Annotated in this window: 16 protein-coding genes; 10 read left to right on the top strand and 6 right to left on the bottom strand. The window is 64.4% G+C overall.

The genetic code is table 11. The features are described 5' to 3' along the window. Positions 1-101: 101 nt before the first annotated feature. The 4 genes from P6U29_RS29755 to cyoD are packed head-to-tail and all read left to right on the top strand — an operon-like array spanning position 102 to position 3,949. Complete coding sequence (locus tag P6U29_RS29755) at positions 102-935, top strand: cytochrome ubiquinol oxidase subunit II (protein ID WP_407113924.1); 834 nt, start codon at positions 102-104, stop codon at positions 933-935. Then, positions 925-2,925, top strand: coding sequence for a cytochrome o ubiquinol oxidase subunit I (gene cyoB / locus P6U29_RS29750; RefSeq protein WP_407113923.1), 2,001 nt, complete (start codon positions 925-927; stop codon positions 2,923-2,925). Before P6U29_RS29755 ends, cyoB begins: the two co-directional genes overlap by 11 nt. Beyond that, on the top strand, positions 2,925-3,566 hold the full coding sequence (locus P6U29_RS29745; RefSeq protein WP_407113922.1) for a cytochrome (ubi)quinol oxidase subunit III: 642 nt from the start codon (positions 2,925-2,927) through the stop codon (positions 3,564-3,566). The genes cyoB and P6U29_RS29745 overlap by 1 nt, the downstream gene beginning before the upstream one ends. After that, on the top strand, positions 3,563-3,949 hold the full coding sequence (cyoD, locus tag P6U29_RS29740) for a cytochrome o ubiquinol oxidase subunit IV (RefSeq protein WP_407113921.1): 387 nt from the start codon (positions 3,563-3,565) through the stop codon (positions 3,947-3,949). The genes P6U29_RS29745 and cyoD overlap by 4 nt, the downstream gene beginning before the upstream one ends. A 329-nt stretch (positions 3,950-4,278) precedes the next feature. Here the strand turns inward: cyoD and P6U29_RS29735 are convergent, their stop codons facing one another. Beyond that, positions 4,279-5,067, bottom strand: coding sequence for a thermonuclease family protein (locus tag P6U29_RS29735; RefSeq protein WP_407113920.1), 789 nt, complete (start codon positions 5,065-5,067; stop codon positions 4,279-4,281). A gap of 200 nt (positions 5,068-5,267) precedes the next feature. On the opposite strand from P6U29_RS29735, the gene P6U29_RS29730 reads away from it, so the two are divergent. From P6U29_RS29730 to P6U29_RS29720, 3 genes are all read left to right on the top strand, one after another. Continuing rightward, complete coding sequence (locus P6U29_RS29730) at positions 5,268-6,866, top strand: GMC family oxidoreductase (RefSeq protein ID WP_407113919.1); 1,599 nt, start codon at positions 5,268-5,270, stop codon at positions 6,864-6,866. Between the two features lie 210 nt (positions 6,867-7,076). After that, the gene (locus P6U29_RS29725) at positions 7,077-7,526 is read left to right on the top strand and encodes a hypothetical protein (protein WP_407113918.1); all 450 of its coding nucleotides are present in this window, start codon (positions 7,077-7,079) and stop codon (positions 7,524-7,526) included. Positions 7,527-7,618: 92 nt separating this feature from the next. Beyond that, positions 7,619-8,638, top strand: coding sequence for a S1C family serine protease (locus P6U29_RS29720; RefSeq protein ID WP_407113917.1), 1,020 nt, complete (start codon positions 7,619-7,621; stop codon positions 8,636-8,638). Between the two features lie 272 nt (positions 8,639-8,910). On the opposite strand, the gene P6U29_RS29715 is transcribed toward P6U29_RS29720, so the two are convergent. Further along, positions 8,911-12,387, bottom strand: coding sequence for an indolepyruvate ferredoxin oxidoreductase family protein (locus tag P6U29_RS29715; protein ID WP_407113916.1), 3,477 nt, complete (start codon positions 12,385-12,387; stop codon positions 8,911-8,913). A 160-nt stretch (positions 12,388-12,547) separates the two neighbouring features. Between P6U29_RS29715 and P6U29_RS29710 the strand changes: the two genes are divergently transcribed. From P6U29_RS29710 to P6U29_RS29700, 3 genes are all read left to right on the top strand, one after another. Then, complete coding sequence (locus P6U29_RS29710; RefSeq protein WP_407113915.1) at positions 12,548-13,489, top strand: hypothetical protein; 942 nt, start codon at positions 12,548-12,550, stop codon at positions 13,487-13,489. Between the two features lie 240 nt (positions 13,490-13,729). Continuing rightward, positions 13,730-14,434 carry a cysteine hydrolase family protein gene (locus P6U29_RS29705; protein ID WP_407113914.1) on the top strand — a complete coding sequence of 235 codons (705 nt, stop codon included), beginning with the start codon at positions 13,730-13,732 and terminating at the stop codon, positions 14,432-14,434. A 4-nt stretch (positions 14,435-14,438) separates the two neighbouring features. Beyond that, on the top strand, positions 14,439-16,106 hold the full coding sequence (locus P6U29_RS29700; RefSeq protein WP_407113913.1) for a regulator: 1,668 nt from the start codon (positions 14,439-14,441) through the stop codon (positions 16,104-16,106). Between the two features lie 54 nt (positions 16,107-16,160). On the opposite strand, the gene soxA is transcribed toward P6U29_RS29700, so the two are convergent. The 4 genes from soxA to soxX are packed head-to-tail and all read right to left on the bottom strand — an operon-like array spanning position 16,161 to position 18,121. Next, on the bottom strand, positions 16,161-16,940 hold the full coding sequence (gene soxA / locus P6U29_RS29695) for a sulfur oxidation c-type cytochrome SoxA (protein WP_407113912.1): 780 nt from the start codon (positions 16,938-16,940) through the stop codon (positions 16,161-16,163). After that, positions 16,937-17,254 (bottom strand): thiosulfate oxidation carrier complex protein SoxZ, encoded by a 318-nt coding sequence (gene soxZ / locus P6U29_RS29690; protein ID WP_407113911.1) that lies wholly within the window; start codon positions 17,252-17,254, stop codon positions 16,937-16,939. Before soxZ ends, soxA begins: the two co-directional genes overlap by 4 nt. Then, positions 17,254-17,721, bottom strand: coding sequence for a SoxY-related AACIE arm protein (locus tag P6U29_RS29685; RefSeq protein ID WP_407113910.1), 468 nt, complete (start codon positions 17,719-17,721; stop codon positions 17,254-17,256). Before P6U29_RS29685 ends, soxZ begins: the two co-directional genes overlap by 1 nt. Positions 17,722-17,725: 4 nt before the next feature. Continuing rightward, positions 17,726-18,121 carry a sulfur oxidation c-type cytochrome SoxX gene (gene soxX, locus P6U29_RS29680; RefSeq protein ID WP_407113909.1) on the bottom strand — a complete coding sequence of 132 codons (396 nt, stop codon included), beginning with the start codon at positions 18,119-18,121 and terminating at the stop codon, positions 17,726-17,728. Positions 18,122-18,225 lie beyond the last annotated feature (104 nt).

Genomic DNA, 18,225 nt, shown 5'->3' with positions numbered 1-18,225 from the left:
CTTGCGATCGAGGAACCGTTCCGAAGCCGCAGCGTTTGCTGCCGGAGCCTTTCCCGCGCTAGGCTCAGTCCCGGGGCTTCCCAACCGCCAGTGGCTTGCCGATGAATCTGCTCGATCCGCAAGGACCCGTGGCTGCGGCCAACAGCACCATTTTGGTCGATTCCGTCTTCATCATGCTCGTGATCGTGGTGCCGACCATTTTCGCGATCCTGGCTTTTGCGTTCTGGTTTCGCGCCTCGAATCCCAAAGCGCGTTACCAGCCTGAGTTTGTCTATTCCGGCCGCGTCGAAATGGTGGTGTGGTCGATCCCGGCACTTACCGTGATCCTGCTCGGCGGCGTCGCCTGGATCGGCTCGCACCAGCTCGATCCGGCCACGCCGGTGCCGGGCACCGGCAGCCCGGTGCGGATCCAAGCCGTGTCGCTCGACTGGAAATGGCTCTTCATCTATCCGGACCAGCGCATCGCGACCGTCAACACGCTGACGGTGCCCGCCGGCGCCGAGCTGAACTTCCAGCTGACGTCGTCGAGCGTGATGAACACGTTCTTCATTCCGCAGCTCGGCAGCATGATCTACACCATGAACGGCATGGTGACGAAGCTCAACCTGCGCGCCGACAATGAGGGCAAGCTTCAGGGCCTGTCCGCGCATTTCTCCGGCGACGGTTTCCCCGACATGATGTTCGACGTCAACGTGATCTCGCCGCTCGCCTTTCCGGAATGGGTGGCGACCACGGCGAAGACGGACGCGGTGCTGAACGAGGAGAGCTATAAGAAGCTGATGCAGCAGGGCATCGAGAGAGGCCGGCCGACGTATCGCCTGGAAGACCCGCGCCTGTTCGACCTGATCGCGACCCAGCACATTCCGCCGGGACCCGGGCCGGAGCTCGCATCCGAAGCGGGGCGGTCACACAGTGGAGGCCATGATGCTCGGTAAGCTCGATTGGTCGGCCATTCCGTTTGATCAGCCTATACCGCTCGTTGCCGGCGCGGTGGTGCTGGTCGCGATCCTCGCCGTGCTGATCTGGGTCGTGGTGAAGGGGCATCTGCCCTATCTCTGGCGCGAATGGATCACCAGCGTCGATCACAAGCGCATCGGCGTCATGTACGTCCTGCTCGCCTCGGTGATGCTGCTGCGCGGCGGCAGCGACGCCATCATGATGCGAATCCAGCAGGCGGTCGCCTACCAGTCGCAGGGCTATCTGCCGCCCGAGCACTACAACCAGATCTTCTCGGCGCACGGCACCATCATGATCTTCTTCGTGGCGATGCCGTTCGTGATCGGGCTGATGAACCTGATCGTGCCGCTCCAGCTCGGCGTGCGCGACGTCGCTTTCCCGACGCTGAATTCCGTCGGCTTCTGGCTAACCGCGACCGGCGCGCTGCTGGTCAATATCTCGCTCGTGGTCGGCGAGTTCGCACGCACCGGCTGGCTCGCCTTTCCGCCGCTGTCAGGACTGTCCTATTCACCCGGCGTCGGAGTCGACTACTACGCCTGGTCGCTGCAGATCTCCGGCGTCGGTACGCTGGTCGCCGGCATCAATCTCGTCACGACCGTGCTGAAGCTGCGCACCAGGGGCATGAACTATCTGCGCATGCCGATGTTCTGCTGGACCACGCTGGCTTCGAACCTTCTGATTGTCGCCGCGTTTCCGATCCTGACCGCGACACTCGCGATGCTGCTGCTCGACCGCTATCTCGGCTTCCACTTCTTCACCAACGAGGCCGGCGGCAACGTCATGATGTTCATGAACCTGATCTGGGCCTGGGGCCATCCCGAGGTCTACATCCTGGTGCTGCCGGCCTTTGGCATCTTCTCCGAGGTGGTCTCGACCTTCTCCGGCAAGGCGCTGTTCGGTTATCGCTCCATGGTGCTCGCCACCATGGCGATCTGCGTCATCTCCTTCATGGTCTGGCTGCATCATTTCTTCACGATGGGGGCTGGGCCCGACGTCAACGCCATCTTCGGCATCGCCAGCATGATCATCGCGGTGCCGACTGGTGTGAAGATCTACAACTGGCTGTTCACGATGTATGGCGGCCGCATCCGTTTCGCGACCCCGATGCTGTGGGCGGTCGGCTTCATGGTCACGTTCATCATCGGCGGATTGACCGGCGTCCTGGTCGCGGTGCCGCCGGCCGATTTCATGCTCCACAACAGCATGTTCCTGGTCGCGCACTTCCACAACGTCATCATCGGCGGCGTGCTGTTCGGCGCCTTCGCCGGTTTCGAATATTGGTTTCCCAAGGCGTTCGGTTTCCGCCTCGACGAGCGCTGGGGCAAGGCCGCGTTCTGGTTCACCCTTCTCGGCTTCTACGTCACCTTCATGCCGCTCTACATTGTCGGCATGCTCGGCATGACCAGGCGCATGCAGCACTATGACGTCGCGGCCTGGCGGCCCTGGATGATCATCGCAGCGTTCGGCATGGCCGTGCTGACGATCGGCGTGATCTGCCAGATCATGCAGCTCGTGGTCAGCATCCGCAATCGCGAGGCGCTGCGCGATCGCACCGGCGATCCCTGGGATGGGCGCTCGCTGGAATGGGCGACCTCGTCGCCGCCGCCGGTGTTCAATTTCGCCTTCAATCCCGATGTGCGCGGCGAGGACGCCTATTGGGAGATGAAGGCCCATGCCCGGCAGCAATCATTCGCGCACGAAGAGCCCGAATATCAGGACATCGAGATGCCGCGCAATTCCCCGACCGGCTTCGTCTGCGCGTTCTTCGCGACGATCATGGGCTTCGCGCTGATCTGGCACATCTGGTGGATGGTGATCCTGGGGGGTATCGGCGCGTTCGCGACCTTCGTCGTATTCGCCTGGCGCGATCATGACGAGTACGTCATTCCGGCCGAGGAGGTCGCCCGCATCGACCGCGTCAATCTCGAGGAGCGGCGCAGCCTCGTCAGCATGGCGGGGTCAGTCTGATGGCGATGACCGCGACCGCCGACCACGCCCGTGCCGATCCCCATCACATCGGCGTCGTCATCGAGCATCCCGGGCCCGCGCCGAAGCGCATCGTGACTGCCTACGGCTTCTGGATCTTCCTGCTCTCCGACATCGTGATGTTCTCCTGCTTCTTCGCGGCCTATGCCGTGCTGGTCGGCCAGACCGCCGGCGGCCCCAAGGGTGCGGAGATCTTCGAGCAGAAGAACGTCGCGATCGAGACGGTCTGCCTGCTGTTGTCGAGCTTCACCTGCGGCATGGCCAGCATCGCCGCTGACGTGCGCAACCGGTTCTGGTTCTATCTTGGCATGAGCGTGACCTGCGTGCTCGGCCTCATATTCCTGGCCATCGAGTTCCGCGAATTCGCCGCCCTTGTCGCTCGTGGCTACGGCCCGTCGCGCAGTGCGTTCCTGACTGCGTTCTTCTCGCTGGTCGGCTGCCACGGCCTGCATGTCTCTGCCGGCATCTTGTGGCTCCTCACCATGATGGCCCAGGTGTTCGCAAAAGGCTTTCGCGCCGACATCTTGCGGCGGATGATGTGCTTTGCGCTGTTCTGGCACGCGCTCGACATCATCTGGGTCGCGGTGTTCTCTGTCGTCTATTTGCTTGGGAGTGCGCCATGAGCGACGAGACGCATCTGACCGCCCACCACGATCTCGCTCCGGGCGAGGAAGAGCAACACAGTGTCGGCGAGCGGATCCTGGGCTATGTCGTCGGCCTGTGTCTGGCGTTGCTGCTGACGGCGACGTCGTTCTTCATTGCCGGCACGGACCTCGTCTGGCAGCCTTCGATTCCCGTCGCGCTGATCGTGCTGGCGATCGCGCAGATGGGCGTGCACCTCGTGTTCTTCCTGCACATCACCACCGGTCCCGACAACACCAACAACGTGCTGGCGCTTGCCTTCGGACTGCTGATCGTCTTCCTGGTGGTGGGCGGCACGGTCTGGATCATGTCGCATCTGAATGCGAACATGCCGCCGATGGATCAGATCATGCAGATGCAGTGATAGCGCCGAACAATCGTAGCAGGGCGTCACCAGAGCATCGTTTTTGAACGCTAACGTTTCTGCATCGTCATGCCCGGGACCCGGGCATGACGGGCTCGGTTTGGAGCACGCCCAAAAAGAAGAGCCGCTTGTGGTGACAAGCGGCCCAAGTCTAGGGAGGAAACGCCCGAGCAAGGCAATCGGGCCGAAGCCGGATAGCTGCCAAGGAAACGCTCGCGCAAGGCGCTTGCGTACATTTATAAGTGCGTAAGTGCGGCAACCGCCGATGAAGTTCAATTCCGGATCAATCCGGTCTCGGAATACCACTCACGGATGCGTGAACCCCTCGCTCACTTTGGCCGGCGGCAATTGTAGGCCTTGCGGAAACCAGCGGCCTGGGCATCGTCCTCCGAGCAGAACCAGCGGTCGGGCTTGGTGGTCGCCGGATAGCTCGGGCAACCGCGCAGATGATAGATGCCGATATTGCCGGTGACGCGGGCGCGCACCGCAAGCTTGCCCTTGATGCTGCAGCTGGGCGGCATTGTCAGCTCGTCCGGAAACAGCACGGTGCGAATCTCCTTGTCGCGGTCGGGCCGGCAGGCGGCGCCGAGGAGCGCACCGTCCTTCTTGCCGCTACGGAAGTCTTGCGGCGCAACAAAGCAGCCCTTCCAGATACCAGCCGCCGCCGTCTTGGCCTCGGTGGCTGCCGGCTTGACGTTGGCCTTGATCGGCTCGCGCGCGAGGGCAAAGCCGAGCTTGATCAGCTGCTCGTTCAAGCTGGCCTTGTCGCCTTCGGCCGTGCAGATGGCGCGGTGCCGCTTGCCAAAACTCTTCTCCGGGCCGACATCGTCGCAGCGCACCGTTCGTTTGTTGATCAGCTTCGCCAGTTGGTCGCGGGCATCGATGCCGCAGGTCCAGGGATCGGCGTGATCGTCGATGCAGACCTGGTCCAGCTCGGGCGCGTCGACGCCGTCGAGCCGATAGGTGACGTCGCCGACCTGGATCGAGTTGCCGTCACGGACCGTCGCAGTGCCGGTCAGCGCGGCGACTGGCCCGGACGAGCCCAGAAAACCGGACAAGGCGAAAAACGAAACGAGCGCAAAAGCGCGGGCTGCGGCAAAGAATTTCTGGAAGGACATACGGTCTCGCTATCGATGGCTCGTGCGCCCTGTTCCTAGCATCCGGATGTGGCGATACCAATGGTCTGCACCCTGCGAAGTGCGACATTCCGGCCTCGCGGCTTTACTCAGCCGTCGCTCTGACCCTATCGTTTGCCGGGCCCCGCTGAGCGCGAACGGCCGAATCGCCCGGGAAGCGGCGAGGGGGAGGAAAAGTTGCGATGAAAGACCCCGTGGACGTCCTGATCATAGGCGCCGGCGCGTCCGGCGCAGCGGTGGCGTGGTCGCTGGCCGAAACCAAGATGCACATCCTCTGCCTGGAGCAGGGCGGCTGGATGAACCCGGCAGAATATCCCAGTACGGGCCGCGACTGGGAGGCCAAGTTCTACGGCGAATGGTCGTCGAGCCCGAACGTCCGCGGCCGGCCCGAGGACTATCCCATCAACGACGACAACTCCCCGATCAAGGTTGTGAACTACAACGCGGTCGGCGGCTCGACGGTGATGTACACCGCGCACTGGCCGCGGCTGCACCCTTCCGATTTCAAGGTGAAGACGCTCGACGGCGTCGCCGACGACTGGCCGATCGATTACCACGCGTTGACCCCGTTCTTCGAAGAGAACGACCGCATGATGGGCACGTCGGGTCTGTCGGGCGATCCGCTCTCGCCGCTGACGCATCCGCCGATGCCGCAGCAGCCGCTCGGATTGTCCGGCGCCATCATCGGCAAGGCCATGAACAAGCTCGGCTGGCACTGGTGGCCTTCGGACACCACGGTCGCGACGATGGACTATGAGGGCCGCGCGCGCTGCATCAATCTCGGCCATTGCACGCCGGCCTGCGCGCAGGGCGCCAAGGCCTCGACCGACATCACCTATTGGCCGCATGCGATCCGCGCCGGCGTCGAGCTGCGCACCCATTGCCGGGTGCGCGAGATCACCACCGACGAGAACGGCATGGCCTCGGGCGTGGTCTACTACGACAAGGACGGCATCGAGCAGTTTCAGCCCGCGCATGTCGTCATCATCGCCTGCAACGGTGTCGGCACGCCGCGCCTGCTGCTGAACTCGGCCTCGGGGCGATTCCCGAACGGCCTCGCCAATTCGTCCGGTCTCGTCGGCAAGAACCTGATGTTCCACCCCTACGCGCAGATCTATGGCTATGTGAACGAGCCGACGGACAGCAACCGCGCGCCGCCGACCTGTTTGTGGAGCAAGCAGTGGTATGACACGGACCTGTCGCGCGGCTTCGTGCGCGGCTATGGCGTGCAGTTCGTGCGCGGGGCGGGGCCGGTGTTCGAGGCCGTGGTCAGCGAGCAGAAGGGCATTTTGCCCTGGGGTGCCGATCATCACCGCGTGTTCCGCAAGCTCAACGGCCACCGCCTGGGTTTCTCCGCGATCTGCGAGGACCTGCCGGAGGAGCACAATCGCGTCACGCTCGATCCGGTGCTGAAGGACAGCCACGGCATTCCCGCGCCAAAGGTCGACTACACCATCAGCGAGAACAGCCGGAAGATGATGGAGCATGCGCTGGCGCGCGGTCGGGAGTTTCTCGAGGCGGCGGGCGCGAGCGACATCTGCGTCAACTCGCCGATCCCGTGGGGCGGCTGGCACCTGCTCGGCACCGCGCGCATGGGCACCGACCCCGAGCGCTCCGTCGTCAACGAATGGGGCCGCACGCACGACGTGAAGAACCTCTTCATCGTCGACGGCAGCATCTTCGTCACCTCGGGCGGCGTGAACCCGACCTCCACAATCCAGGCCCTCGCGCTCTACATCGCCGACCAGATGAAGCAGCGCTTGGCCAATTTGTTTGATTGATGTGCGTGATGGATGCACCGAACCCGCCACGAACTCCCTGCACCTCTCCCGCCTGCGCGAGAGGTCGACGCGCTCGAAGAGCGCGACGGTTGAGGGCTCTCTCCTCTGGGGGGATCTCTCTGCGGAGATACCGTCTCCCCGACCCTCCCCCGCAAGCGGGGGAGGCAGCGCACCGTCTTCGTGGCGGGAATGAACCAACGAGAGCACGCCATGTCTGATCAACTCTCCCTCACGCCTCGGCAGCGCGATGACCTCCGCACCATCGCGGCGATGATCATTCCTGCCAGCGACGAGTACAAGGTGCCCGGCGCCGACGATTCCGCGATCCAGGCCGACATGCTGGCAACGCTTGGCCGAGACGCCAAACTGGTCGCGGCGGCGCTGGATCATCTGGCGCGGTTGGCCGGCATGCCGTTGGCCGACCTCGAGCCCGCCGCGCGCGACGGTATCGCCCAGGAGTTCCGCATCTCCGGCGGCGTCGCCGCTGCAACGCTCGTCCGCGTGGTCCTGCAATGCTACTACCGCGACGACCGTGTGCTGCGCTCGCTCGGGCTGGAACTGCGCGCGCCATTCCCCAAGGGGCATGTGCTCCCGGATGGGGACTGGTCGCTGCTCGACCCGGTCAAGGCAAGAGGCGGCTCGCTGCGACGCGCGCCCTAGCCATCTTGGCAGGTCCAGCCCCGCGCCCCGGTCGGGCCACTTGCGCTGGCGGGAACAGGCCACCATCTGTGTGAGCCTCAAGGACTCTTGCCATGTTGGATTTCACCTCAGATATCGCCGATGACGCACCGTCATCGCGAACGACGTCGGCTACCCCGGTCGATGACCGGGCGATTCTGGACGCCTATTCCAATGCCGTGATCGACGTGACCGACCGCGTCGGCCCTGCGGTCGTCCGGGTCGAGACCGGGCCGAAGGTGCCGAACGGCCGCGAGCGCGGCGGGCTCGGCTCCGGTATCGTGATCTCGCCGGACGGGCTCGTGCTCACCAACAGCCATGTGGTCGGCTCCTCCAAGGAGATCCGGCTGCGCGACGTCGAGGGGCATGTCGGCGATGCCCAGGTGCTTGGTGTCGATCCCGACACCGACCTTGCGCTGCTGCGTGCCAACGGCGTGCGCCACTTGCCCTACGCCGCACTCGGCAACTCCAAAACCTTGCGGCGCGGTCAGCTCGTGATCGCAATCGGCAATCCGCTCGGCTTCGAATCGACCGTGACGGCCGGCGTGGTCTCGGCGCTCGGGCGCTCGATCCGCTCGGTCAGCGGGCGCACCATCGAGGACGTGATCCAGACCGATGCCGCGCTCAATCCCGGCAATTCCGGCGGGCCGCTGGTGTCGTCGAATGCCGAGGTGATCGGCATCAACACCGCCATCATCAACGGCGCGCAGGGAATCTGCTTTGCGGTCGCCAGCAACACCGCGCAATTCGTGCTGTCAGAGATCATCCGCCACGGCTATGTCCGTCGCGCCTATATCGGTGTCGCCGGGCAGACCGCGCCGGTCCCGCGGCGGCATGCGGTGCTGGCCGGCGTCGAGAACAAGATGGGCGCGCTTCTGATGCAGATCGAGCCGGATGGGCCGGCGGCCAAGGCAGGCCTGCTGCCCGGCGACGTCGTGATCAGGCTCGACGGCGTCGAGATCAACGGCGTCGACGACCTGATCCGCGTGCTCGACCGCGACCGCATCGGCCGGCGGCTGGCCATGGACGTGCTGCGGCTCGGCCGCCTGCGGGCGATCGATATCGATCCGATCGAACGCAAGCCGGCGCGCTAGCGCGGAATAGGTGCCGTCTCGTCATCCCACCGCTGTCATGCCCACGCAGGCGGGCATCCAGTACGCCGCGGCCTATCGTTGAGCCACGACCGTCTCGGCGTACTGGATCGCTCGGTCAAGCCGGGCGGTGACAGTGTGTGGCGAGCGCGTTCCCACAATCTCGTCATTGCGAGCGAAGCGAAGCAATCCAGAGTCTTTCCACAGAGGCAGTCTGGATTGCTTCGTCGCAAGGGCTCCTCGCAATGACGTGGAGAGAGTGTCTGCTCGCTCCGCTACTCTGCCGCGGCTGCGAAACGGCTGTTCTCGAGCTCTGCTTCCAGCCGTGCCGTCTCGGCGGCGGCCAGCTCGATATTGGCTTCCTTGACATGGCCGAAGCCGCGGATCGTCTCCGGCACGCGCGCGAGCCGTGTCAGCAGCGGGATCTGCTCCGCCCTCAGCCTGGCGATACGCTGATCGATCATCGCGAGATAATCCTCGACCAGCTTGCGCTCGGTCCGGCGCTCCTTGGTGCGTCCGAACGGATCGAACGCCGTCCAGCGCAGGAACTTGAGCTTGGCGAGAATGCGGAAAGCGTGGATCATCCAAGCGCCGAACTCCTGCTTCTGAAGCCGGCCCGTCGCCTTGTCTCGCTTCGCGAAGATCGGCGGTGCCAGGTGGTACTTCAGCGTGAAATCGCCGTCGAACTTCTCGGACACTTTCTTGGCAAAGCTGCCGTCGGTATAGAGCCGCGCGACCTCGTACTCGTCCTTGTAGGACATCAGCTTGAACAGGTTCTTGGCGACAGCCTCGGTCAGCTCCGTCGACGCTGACGAAACGGCGCTCTCCGCTTTACGCACCTTGGCGACCGCCGCGAGATAGCGGTCGGCATAGGTCTTGTCCTGATAGCTCGTCAGGAATTCCGAGCGGGTGACGATGATATCGTCGAGCGATTTCGCCGGCGCGGACGCCCGGGCCCTGAACTGGAGCACGCTGCGCACCCGCGACATGTCGTGCGCGGCGAGCCGCCCCCAGGTGAAGGCAAGCTTGTTCATCTCGATCGCGGCGCCGTTGATCTCGATGGCGCGGAGCAGGGCTTCCAGCGACAGCGGGATCGCGCCCTTCTGGAAGGCGAAGCCGAGCATGAAGGGATTGGTGGCGATGCTGTCGCCCATCAGCGCCGCCGCAATGCCTGTCGCATCGATGATCTCGAGGTTCTTGTCGCCGATCGCGTCGCGCAGCACGGTCTGCATCGCGCCCATCTCGAAATCGAGGTCCGGGTTTTGCACGAAGCTGGCGGTCGGCTGCAAATCGGCGTTGATATAGGCCTTGGTCACGCCGCGCTCGGCGCGGCTCAGCGCGGTGGGGCCGGCCGAGACGATCATGTCGCAGCCGAGGATGACGTCGGCGCCGCCGGTGGTGATGCGGACCGCGGAAATGTCCTCCGGCTTCGGGGCGATGCGGACATGGCTCATCACCGCGCCGTTCTTCTGCGACAGGCCGGTGAAGTCGAGCGCCGAGCAGCCGCGACCGTCGACATGGGCGGCCATGCCGAGCAGCGCCCCGATGGTGATCACGCCGGTGCCGCCGATGCCGGTGACGAGGATGTTGTAAGGGCCGTCAAGCTGACGCGCGGGCGGTAGCGGCAAATCGGCGAACAGCTGGCCGGAGTCCACCGCCGAGGTCTTCATCCGCTTCAGCGAACCGCCATGCACGGTGACAAAGCTCGGGCAAAAGCCCTCGACGCAGGAAAAGTCCTTGTTGCAGTTCGACTGGTCGATCTGGCGCTTGCGGCCGAACTCGGTCTCCAGCGGCTGCACCGAGACGCAGTTGGAGGCCTGCGAGCAGTCGCCGCAGCCTTCGCAGACGAGCTCGTTGATGAAGGCGCGCTTGGCCGGATCAGGATAGAGCCCGCGCTTGCGGCGGCGGCGCTTCTCGGCCGCGCAGGTCTGGTCGTAGATGATGACGGTGAGGCCCTTGATGTCACGCAGCTCGCGCTGCACGGCATCGAGCTCGCGGCGGTGATGGATGGTCGCGCCTTGCGGGAAGTAGTTGCCTTGCGGATACTTGCTCGGATCGTCCGAGACGATCGCAAGCCGCTTGACGCCCTCGGCCCAGACCTGATGCGCGATCTGTGCGACGTTGAAGCTGCCTTCCGCCGGCTGACCGCCGGTCATCGCCACCGCGTCGTTGTAGAGGATCTTGTAGGTGATGTTGATGCCGGAGGCGGCGGCTGCACGCAACGCCAGCAAGCCGGAATGCGTATAAGTCCCGTCGCCGAGATTCTGAAAAATGTGCTTCTCGGTGGTGAAGGGCGACTGGCCGATCCAGTTCACGCCCTCGGCACCCATGTGGGAGATCAGATCGGTGCGCCGGGTCGGCATGCTCAGGGCCATGCCGTGGCAGCCGATGCCGGCCATGGCGCGGCTGCCCTCCGGCACGCGCGTCGAGGAATTGTGCGGGCAACCCGAGCAGAAGAACGGCGTGCGCGCGAGCTTGATCGGCGCGCTCGCGGTGACGGGATTGTCGAACGCCTCGAGCCGTGCCAGCCGCTGCTCCAGCACCGGGCTGTGATGACCGAGCTTGCGCAAGCGCGCCACCAGCGCGGACGCGACGATGGTCGGCGTCAGTTCGCCCTCGCTCGGCAGCAGCGGCGCGCCGCGCTCGTCGCGCTTTCCCGTGACGGTCGGGCGCCTGGACGCATCCACGTTGTAGAGGATGCGCATGAGCTGGTCTTCGATGAAGCCGCGCTTCTCCTCGACCACCAGAACGTCCTGGAGGCCTTCGGCGAAACGTTTGGCGCCGCTTTCCTCCAGCGGCCATGTCATCGCGACCTTGTAGATGCGCAAGCCGAGATCCTGCGCGTCCTTGTCGGTGATGCCCAAATCGGCGAGCGCCTGGCGCAGATCGAGATAAGCCTTGCCGGTCGCGACGATGCCGAGCCGCGCCGGCCTGGAATCGAGCACGATTCGATCGAGCTGGTTGGCGCGGGCGAAGGCCTGCACGGCCGCCATCTTCGGGCCGAACAGGCGCTTCTCCGCCTCCAGCGGCGGATCGGGCCAGCGGATGTTGAGGCCGCCGGGCGGCATCTCGAAATCTTCGGGCAGCTTGATCTTGATGCGCTCGGGATCGCTGTAGATGGACGCCGAACTCTCCACGGTCTCGCTGATCGCCTTGAAGCCGACCCAGCAGCCTGAGAAGCGCGACAGCGCGAAACCGTAGAGGCCGAGATCGAGATAGTCCTGCAGCGTCGCGGGATTGATCACGGGGATCAGCGCGGCCGCGAACACCTGCTCGCTCTGATGCGCCAAGGTCGAGGACTGGCAGCCATGGTCGTCGCCAGCGAGCGCGAGCACACCACCATTGAGCGAGGTGCCGGCCGCATTCGCGTGCTTGAGCGCATCGACCGAGCGGTCGACGCCGGGGCCCTTGCCGTACCAGATGCCGAACACGCCATCGACCTTGGCTCCGGGAAACAGCCCAACCTGCTGGCTGCCCCATACCGCGGTCGCGGCCAAGTCTTCGTTGAGTCCGGGAACGAAGGCGATGTCGTGCTGCTGCAGATGCGACTTCGCGCGCCACAGCGCGTGGTCATACATGCCGAGCGGGGAACCGCGATAGCCTGAGATGAAGCCGCCGGTGTTCAGTCCCTGGAGCCGGTCGCGTTCGCGCTGCAACATGGGAAGGCGGACCAGCGCCTGCGTGCCGGACAGGAAGATCCGCTTCGATTCGAGCCGGTATTTGTCGTCCAGCTCGACCTGCAACAGCGTCATTTCAGAGGTCCTCGGCTTTCGTTCGTGGGGTTTGCGCTGCGGGAAGGATTGCGGCTGCGCGACGCGATTGTGACAGTCAAAAGCATGGCTCAGCGAAGTCAATATCGCTGGCCGCATCCGTGGCGCTCCTGCTAGTCATGGCTGGCTAGCGGAGGAGCGCATGACGGCGTTTGACGCACAAATCACCCAGACAGGAGGCGCCTTGATCGGACCGTGGCGCCGGCCGCGGCAGATGCTACAGGCGCAAACCTATGATGCGCATGCCTCGATCCATGATGACGCGACGGCGCAGAAGCTCGGCTTCAAGGGCGGCACCATCGAGGGGCCGACCCATTTCAGCCAGTTCGCTCCAATTTGCGAGCGGCAATGGGGGCGGGCGTGGTTCGAGCGAGGGTGTCTCTCGGTGCATTACCGTAGTGTCTGCTACGAAGGTGAAGAGGTGCAGGCGACCCTGCTAGCCTCTTCGACCGAACAGCCCGACTGTCAGGTGCAGATGCTCAAGCGCGACGGCACTGAGGTGCTGCGCGGCACCGCATCCATTGTTGAGAGCCCGACAGCCCTCGACCTCCGCCTCCGCGAGCTCAAGCCGCTTGCCGATCCCGTGATCCTGCGCGACGTCAAGGTGGCGCAGACGAGCAAGCGGCAGTCGGTGCGGATGGCGTTCGACCAGAACATGGGCGACCTCTATCCGTTCACCCTTCGGCAGAAGCTCGCCGTCATTACCGAGAGCTCGCAATACTATTCGACCGCCGACAATCCATGGGGCAAGCCCATCATCCCGATGGAGATGCTCAGCGTGCTGTTCCAGTACCGCTCCAAGGATGATCCGCTGCCGGCCAAGGGCCCAGCCGTCGGCCTGTTCGCCGACCAGGAGATCCGCCTGGTGAAGGGCCCGCTGTTCGTCGACGAGGAATACGAAGTCGAGCGCGAGGTGGTCGCGCTCTCCGGCAGCCGCCGCACCGAAAGCGCCTGGGTCAAGACGCGCGTGTTCGACCAGGCGGGCACGTTGGTGGCGACGATGTTGCTGAATATGGCGACGCTGAAGGACTCGTATGCGCCGTACGAGGAGGAGTATCGGCGGCTGTATGGGGTCGGGCGGTAGTCTCCTCGTCATTCCGGGCTCGCGCTGCGCGCGCCCCCGGAATGACGGAAGATGCCGCTCATCCTTTAGGCAAATGCCCGTCGCAAAGCCGTCGCACAGCGAATAAGCAGACGCGATCGCCGGCGTAACATTCTGAGCACGCAGCAAATTCCTTCCCCGCCCGCGCCCCATGGCAATTGTACACAATGGCACGGCGCTTGCAGAACTCCTGGCCAAGAGGGTTCTCGCGGGGCCTGCGTCATGTTGAACTCAGCCAAGCCGACAAAGGGCGTCGTCAGCGCCGAGCCCGAGCCAATTACGCTCGACTGGCCCGCCACCGCGCTTCTCATCATCGACATGCAGCGCGATTTCATGGAGCCCGGCGGCTTCGGCGAAACGCTCGGCAACGACGTCAGCCAGCTTGCGCGCGCGGTGAAGCCGATCGGCACGGTGCTGACGGCGGCGCGCGACACCGGCATGCTGGTGATCCACACGCGCGAGGGGCATCTGCCCGATCTCTCCGACGCGCCGCCGGCGAAGATCGAACGCGGTGCGCCGAGCCTTCGTATCGGCGATCCCGGTCCGATGGGACGCATCCTCATTCGCGGTCAGGCCGGCCACGACATCATTCCCGAGCTCTATCCGCTCGACAGCGAAATCGTGATCGACAAGCCGGGCAAAGGCGCCTTCTACGCCACCGAGCTCGGCGATGTTCTGGAGAATTACGGTATCGAGAATCTCTTGGTGTGCGGCGTCACGACAGAAGTGTGCGTCAACACCACCGTGCGCGAAGCCAATGACCGCGGCTATCGCTGCGTCGTCATTTCCGACGGCTGCGCATCCTACTTCCCCGAGTTTCACGAGATGGGCCTGAAGATGATCAAGGCCCAGGGCGGCATCTTCGGCTGGGTCGCAAGCTCAGCCGCGGTCTTGGAGGCGATGAAGAGTTCGACCACATTGGGGTAACATCATGAGCACATTGATGGGGACGGCTGGTAAGTCTGAGATCAATACGTCCGAGTTCAAGCCGGCGCTATGGACATCGGGCGACTGGAACGCGTTTTTCGGCTTCGGTACCAACATCCTCGTCAACATGCTGGTGCTCACCGGCCTGCTTCGCTTCGTCCTGAAGATGCCTGATAGCCTCGTGTTCGGCCGCATCCTGCCCGCGCTCGGGCTGATGATGTGCCTCTCCACCTTCTACTATGCGTATCTCGCTTATCGGCTGGCCCAGAAGACCGGCCGCAACGATGTCTGCGCGCTGCCGTCTGGCGTCAGCGTGCCGCACATGTTCATCGTCACCTTCGTGATCATGCTTCCGATCACGCTGAAGACCGGCGATCCTCTCAAGGGCTGGTCGGCGGGTCTCGTCTGGGTGTTCTTCCAGAGCTTCATCCTCATGATCGGCGGCTTCATCGCGCCGTTCATCCGCCAGATCACGCCGCGCGCGGCGCTGCTCGGCACGCTTGCCGGCGTCTCCGTCACCTTCATCTCGATGCGGCCGGCGCTCGAAATGTACATGACGCCGCAGATCGGCCTCGTCTGCTTCGCCATCATCCTGGTGAGCTGGTTCGGCGGCGTGAAATATTGGCGCGGTGTTCCCGCGGGCCTCGTCGCGATCGCGGCCGGCATGATCATCGCCTGGGGCTCGAACTTGTTCGGTCTCGGTCTTGGCGGGTTGAGCATCGCGGGTGTCGGCGCGGCCTTTGCCAATTTCGGCTTTTCTGTGCCGATCCCGGCAGTAAACTATGTCTTCTCTGGCTTCGAATTCCTCGGCATCATCCTGGTCACCGCGATCCCGTTCGGCATCTACGACCTCGTCGAGGCCATGGACAATGTCGAGAGCGCGGAAGCGGCCGGCGACGAATTTCCGACCACGCGCGTGCTCACCGCCGACGGCGTCGTCAGCCTGATCGGCTGTCTGATGGGCAATCCCTTCATCAACGCCGTCTATATCGGCCATCCCGGCTGGAAGGCGATGGGCGGTCGGATCGGTTACTCGGCGGCGACCGGCATCATGGTGGTCGTGCTGTCCTGGTTCGGCATCATCTCGGTGCTGCTGGCACTCGTGCCTGTCGTCGCGATCTCGCCGATCCTGCTCTATATCGGCATGCTGATCGGGGCGCAGGCATTCCAGGCGACACCGGTCAAGCACGCCCCCGCCATCGTGCTGGCGCTGACGCCGCATCTGGCCGCCTGGGCCAAGCTCCAGATCGACACGATGCTCGGCTCCACCATGAACGCGGCGGCAACCGTCGGCGGCTTGGCGGCCGACAAGGTCGATGCGGTCAAGGCCGCCGCGATCGCCGCGCTACCGCAGCAGGGCGTGTTCTACCACGGTCTTGAGGTGATGGGCGGCGGCTCCATCCTCGGCGGCCTCATCCTCGGCGCGATCGGCGTATTCATCATCGAGCGCGATTTCGAGAAGGCGTCCGCCTTTGCGCTGGTCGGGGCGGTGCTGACCTACTTCGGCTTCATGCACGGCGAGGCCGTCGGCATCGGCGGCGGCTTTGGCGTGACGCCCGCGGTCGCCCTGGCCTACGCCGTAATGGCCGCTGGCCTGTTCGCCGCCGGCAAGCTCGGCGCCAGCGAGCCCTACGCCGCACATCCGGAGATGTCCGCCGCGCCAGCGGAGTAGGCGCGGCTTTCACTTCGATGAAACGGCCGGGGGGATAGCCCGGCCGTTCCTGTCTCAGGGACGTACGGCCGGCGTCTCCATCGGCAGACCATGCGCCCGTGACATCAGATAGAGCTCGAGTGCGACCAGTTCGGGCGAACCGTAGTCATAGGCCTGAGCACGGACGCCGCTCATGCAGCTGCGCAGGCGCCGCTCCAGCGACCCCAGCGTCTGCCATTCCAGCCTATAAAGCGGATAGCCGGTCGGCTGTCCTTGCGTAATCGGCGCGCCGGCGAGGCGCTTGTCGAAATTGTCGTCGTGGCAGTTGGTGCAGGCGAGGTTGAGCTGTCCCTCGCGCTGCATGTACAGCGCGCGGCCCTGCTCGATGAAAGGCTTGGCTTGCGGATCGTCACCGGCCGTGATCGGGGTGCCGCGCGACTGATGAGCGATGAAGGCGGACAATGCGAGCAGATCGCGGCTCTCGTAGGGCAGCGGCGTCGCCTGCTGATGATTGGCGCGGCAGAGATTGATCCGCTGATCGAGCGTGACGGGACGGCCGAGGGCCTTGTCGAAGGCGGGATAGCGCGCCGCGACGCCCTTCATGCTGCTGCGCGCATCGCCATGACAATCCGTGCAGGCTTTGGCGGCGCTGCCGGTCTTCTTCGCCCAGAGCGCTTCGCCGTCGAGCACGAACAGCATGCCAGGATTGCTGGTGTCGTCGTCCTGCATGGCGCGCGTGTCCGGACCCATGAAGGCATAGCCGGAGCGGCGTGCATCGGGCGGGATTTCGCCGGCAACCAGGGCAGGGGCCGCGGCAAACAATGCTGCCGCCGCTATCGCGCGCCAAGAGATCATTCGACCGTGATCGATGCCGCAGCAGTGGAGGAATAGCCGTTGTCGCCGATCCACTCGAACTCGAACTTGCCGCTTTCCTTGGCAATCGTGAAGAACGACAAATATGGGTTCGCCGCGATAGCCGGAAACAGATCGGCGCGAAAAATCTCAGTGCCGTTGTAATGACAGGTGAAGCTCGTAATGATGTTGCGCGGCACCAGATTGCCATCGGCGGTGTGGCGGAAGCCGGTCTCCATGATGTGCGAGGTCAGCGTGCGGATCTCGATGATGTCGCCGCGTTTGGCCTTCGAGGGGACGTTGATGAGGGCGGCCATCAGTTCATCTCCTCGGTGCAGGCGGCCAGTGTCACGACGACGTCGGCGGCAATTTGCCAGAACGTGTCGTCGGAGAGACGCGCGATCGCAACCACCTTCTGGGTGTCGGCGAGCCGAATCCGTGTCGAGACCTGGGCTCGGCCGGAGGCAGGGCCGAAATAGAAATTGCCGATGTTCGGCTGCGGGTTCTTCTCGTTGAAGACGTGGATGCTCTTGACGTGGTCATCGGCCGTCATCGGGCTTGCGACGCTCACCGTCATAGGCACGGTGTTGCCGTTCTCGACCAGCGGCGGAATGTCGAGTTTGACCCTGCCGGTGTGAATCTGTGCTTCGCCGACGACGTTGCGGATCGCCGTGTTGAGCATCGCCGGTGTTGCCTCGATCGGCCGCAGCGTGACGATCGGGATCGTGCCGGCGACTGTCATGCCTCCGGCGAGGCTCAGGAATTGTCGTCGCGTGGTTGGCATGAGCCTAGTCCCGAAGTGTTGTAAGAAAGGCCACGATGTCCTCGATCTCCGCAGCCGACAAGATCGGCTTGCCGGCGAAGTTACGTCCGACGCGGACGAGGCCGTCGTTGCGATAGTAGGACGGCATGATGGTGTCCGGATTGAAGCGCGAGGCATCGACCAGTCGAAGTCGCAACTGGCTCACCGACCACCGGTTCCCGGAGCCGGAGAGATCAGGCGCAAGGTCGCCCTGGAACCGCGTTTCCGGAAATGGGCCGGAATGGCAGAGGATGCAGGTCGTGGTGCGCGCGAGCACCAGCGCGCGGCCGCGCGCGGCATCGCCGGACGAGCCTGTGAGTGATGCAGGAATGCCGTCGCCGACGATCTTGGAGGATACGAGCTCGTCCGCTCGGGCGAGCAAGGTGAAGGCTATGCTCGCTACGATGAATGCCGCAATCGCAACTATCGGATGGGGTGCACGGCGCCGCGGCGGACTCCTCTTACCTCTCCCGCTTGCGGGAGAGA

The organism is Bradyrhizobium sp. LMG 9283 (genome assembly GCF_045571415.1).
Taxonomy (GTDB): Bacteria; Pseudomonadota; Alphaproteobacteria; order Rhizobiales; family Xanthobacteraceae; genus Bradyrhizobium.
The sequence above is the reverse complement of the archived record's forward strand: the minus strand, read 5'-3'. Positions and strand labels throughout refer to the sequence as shown.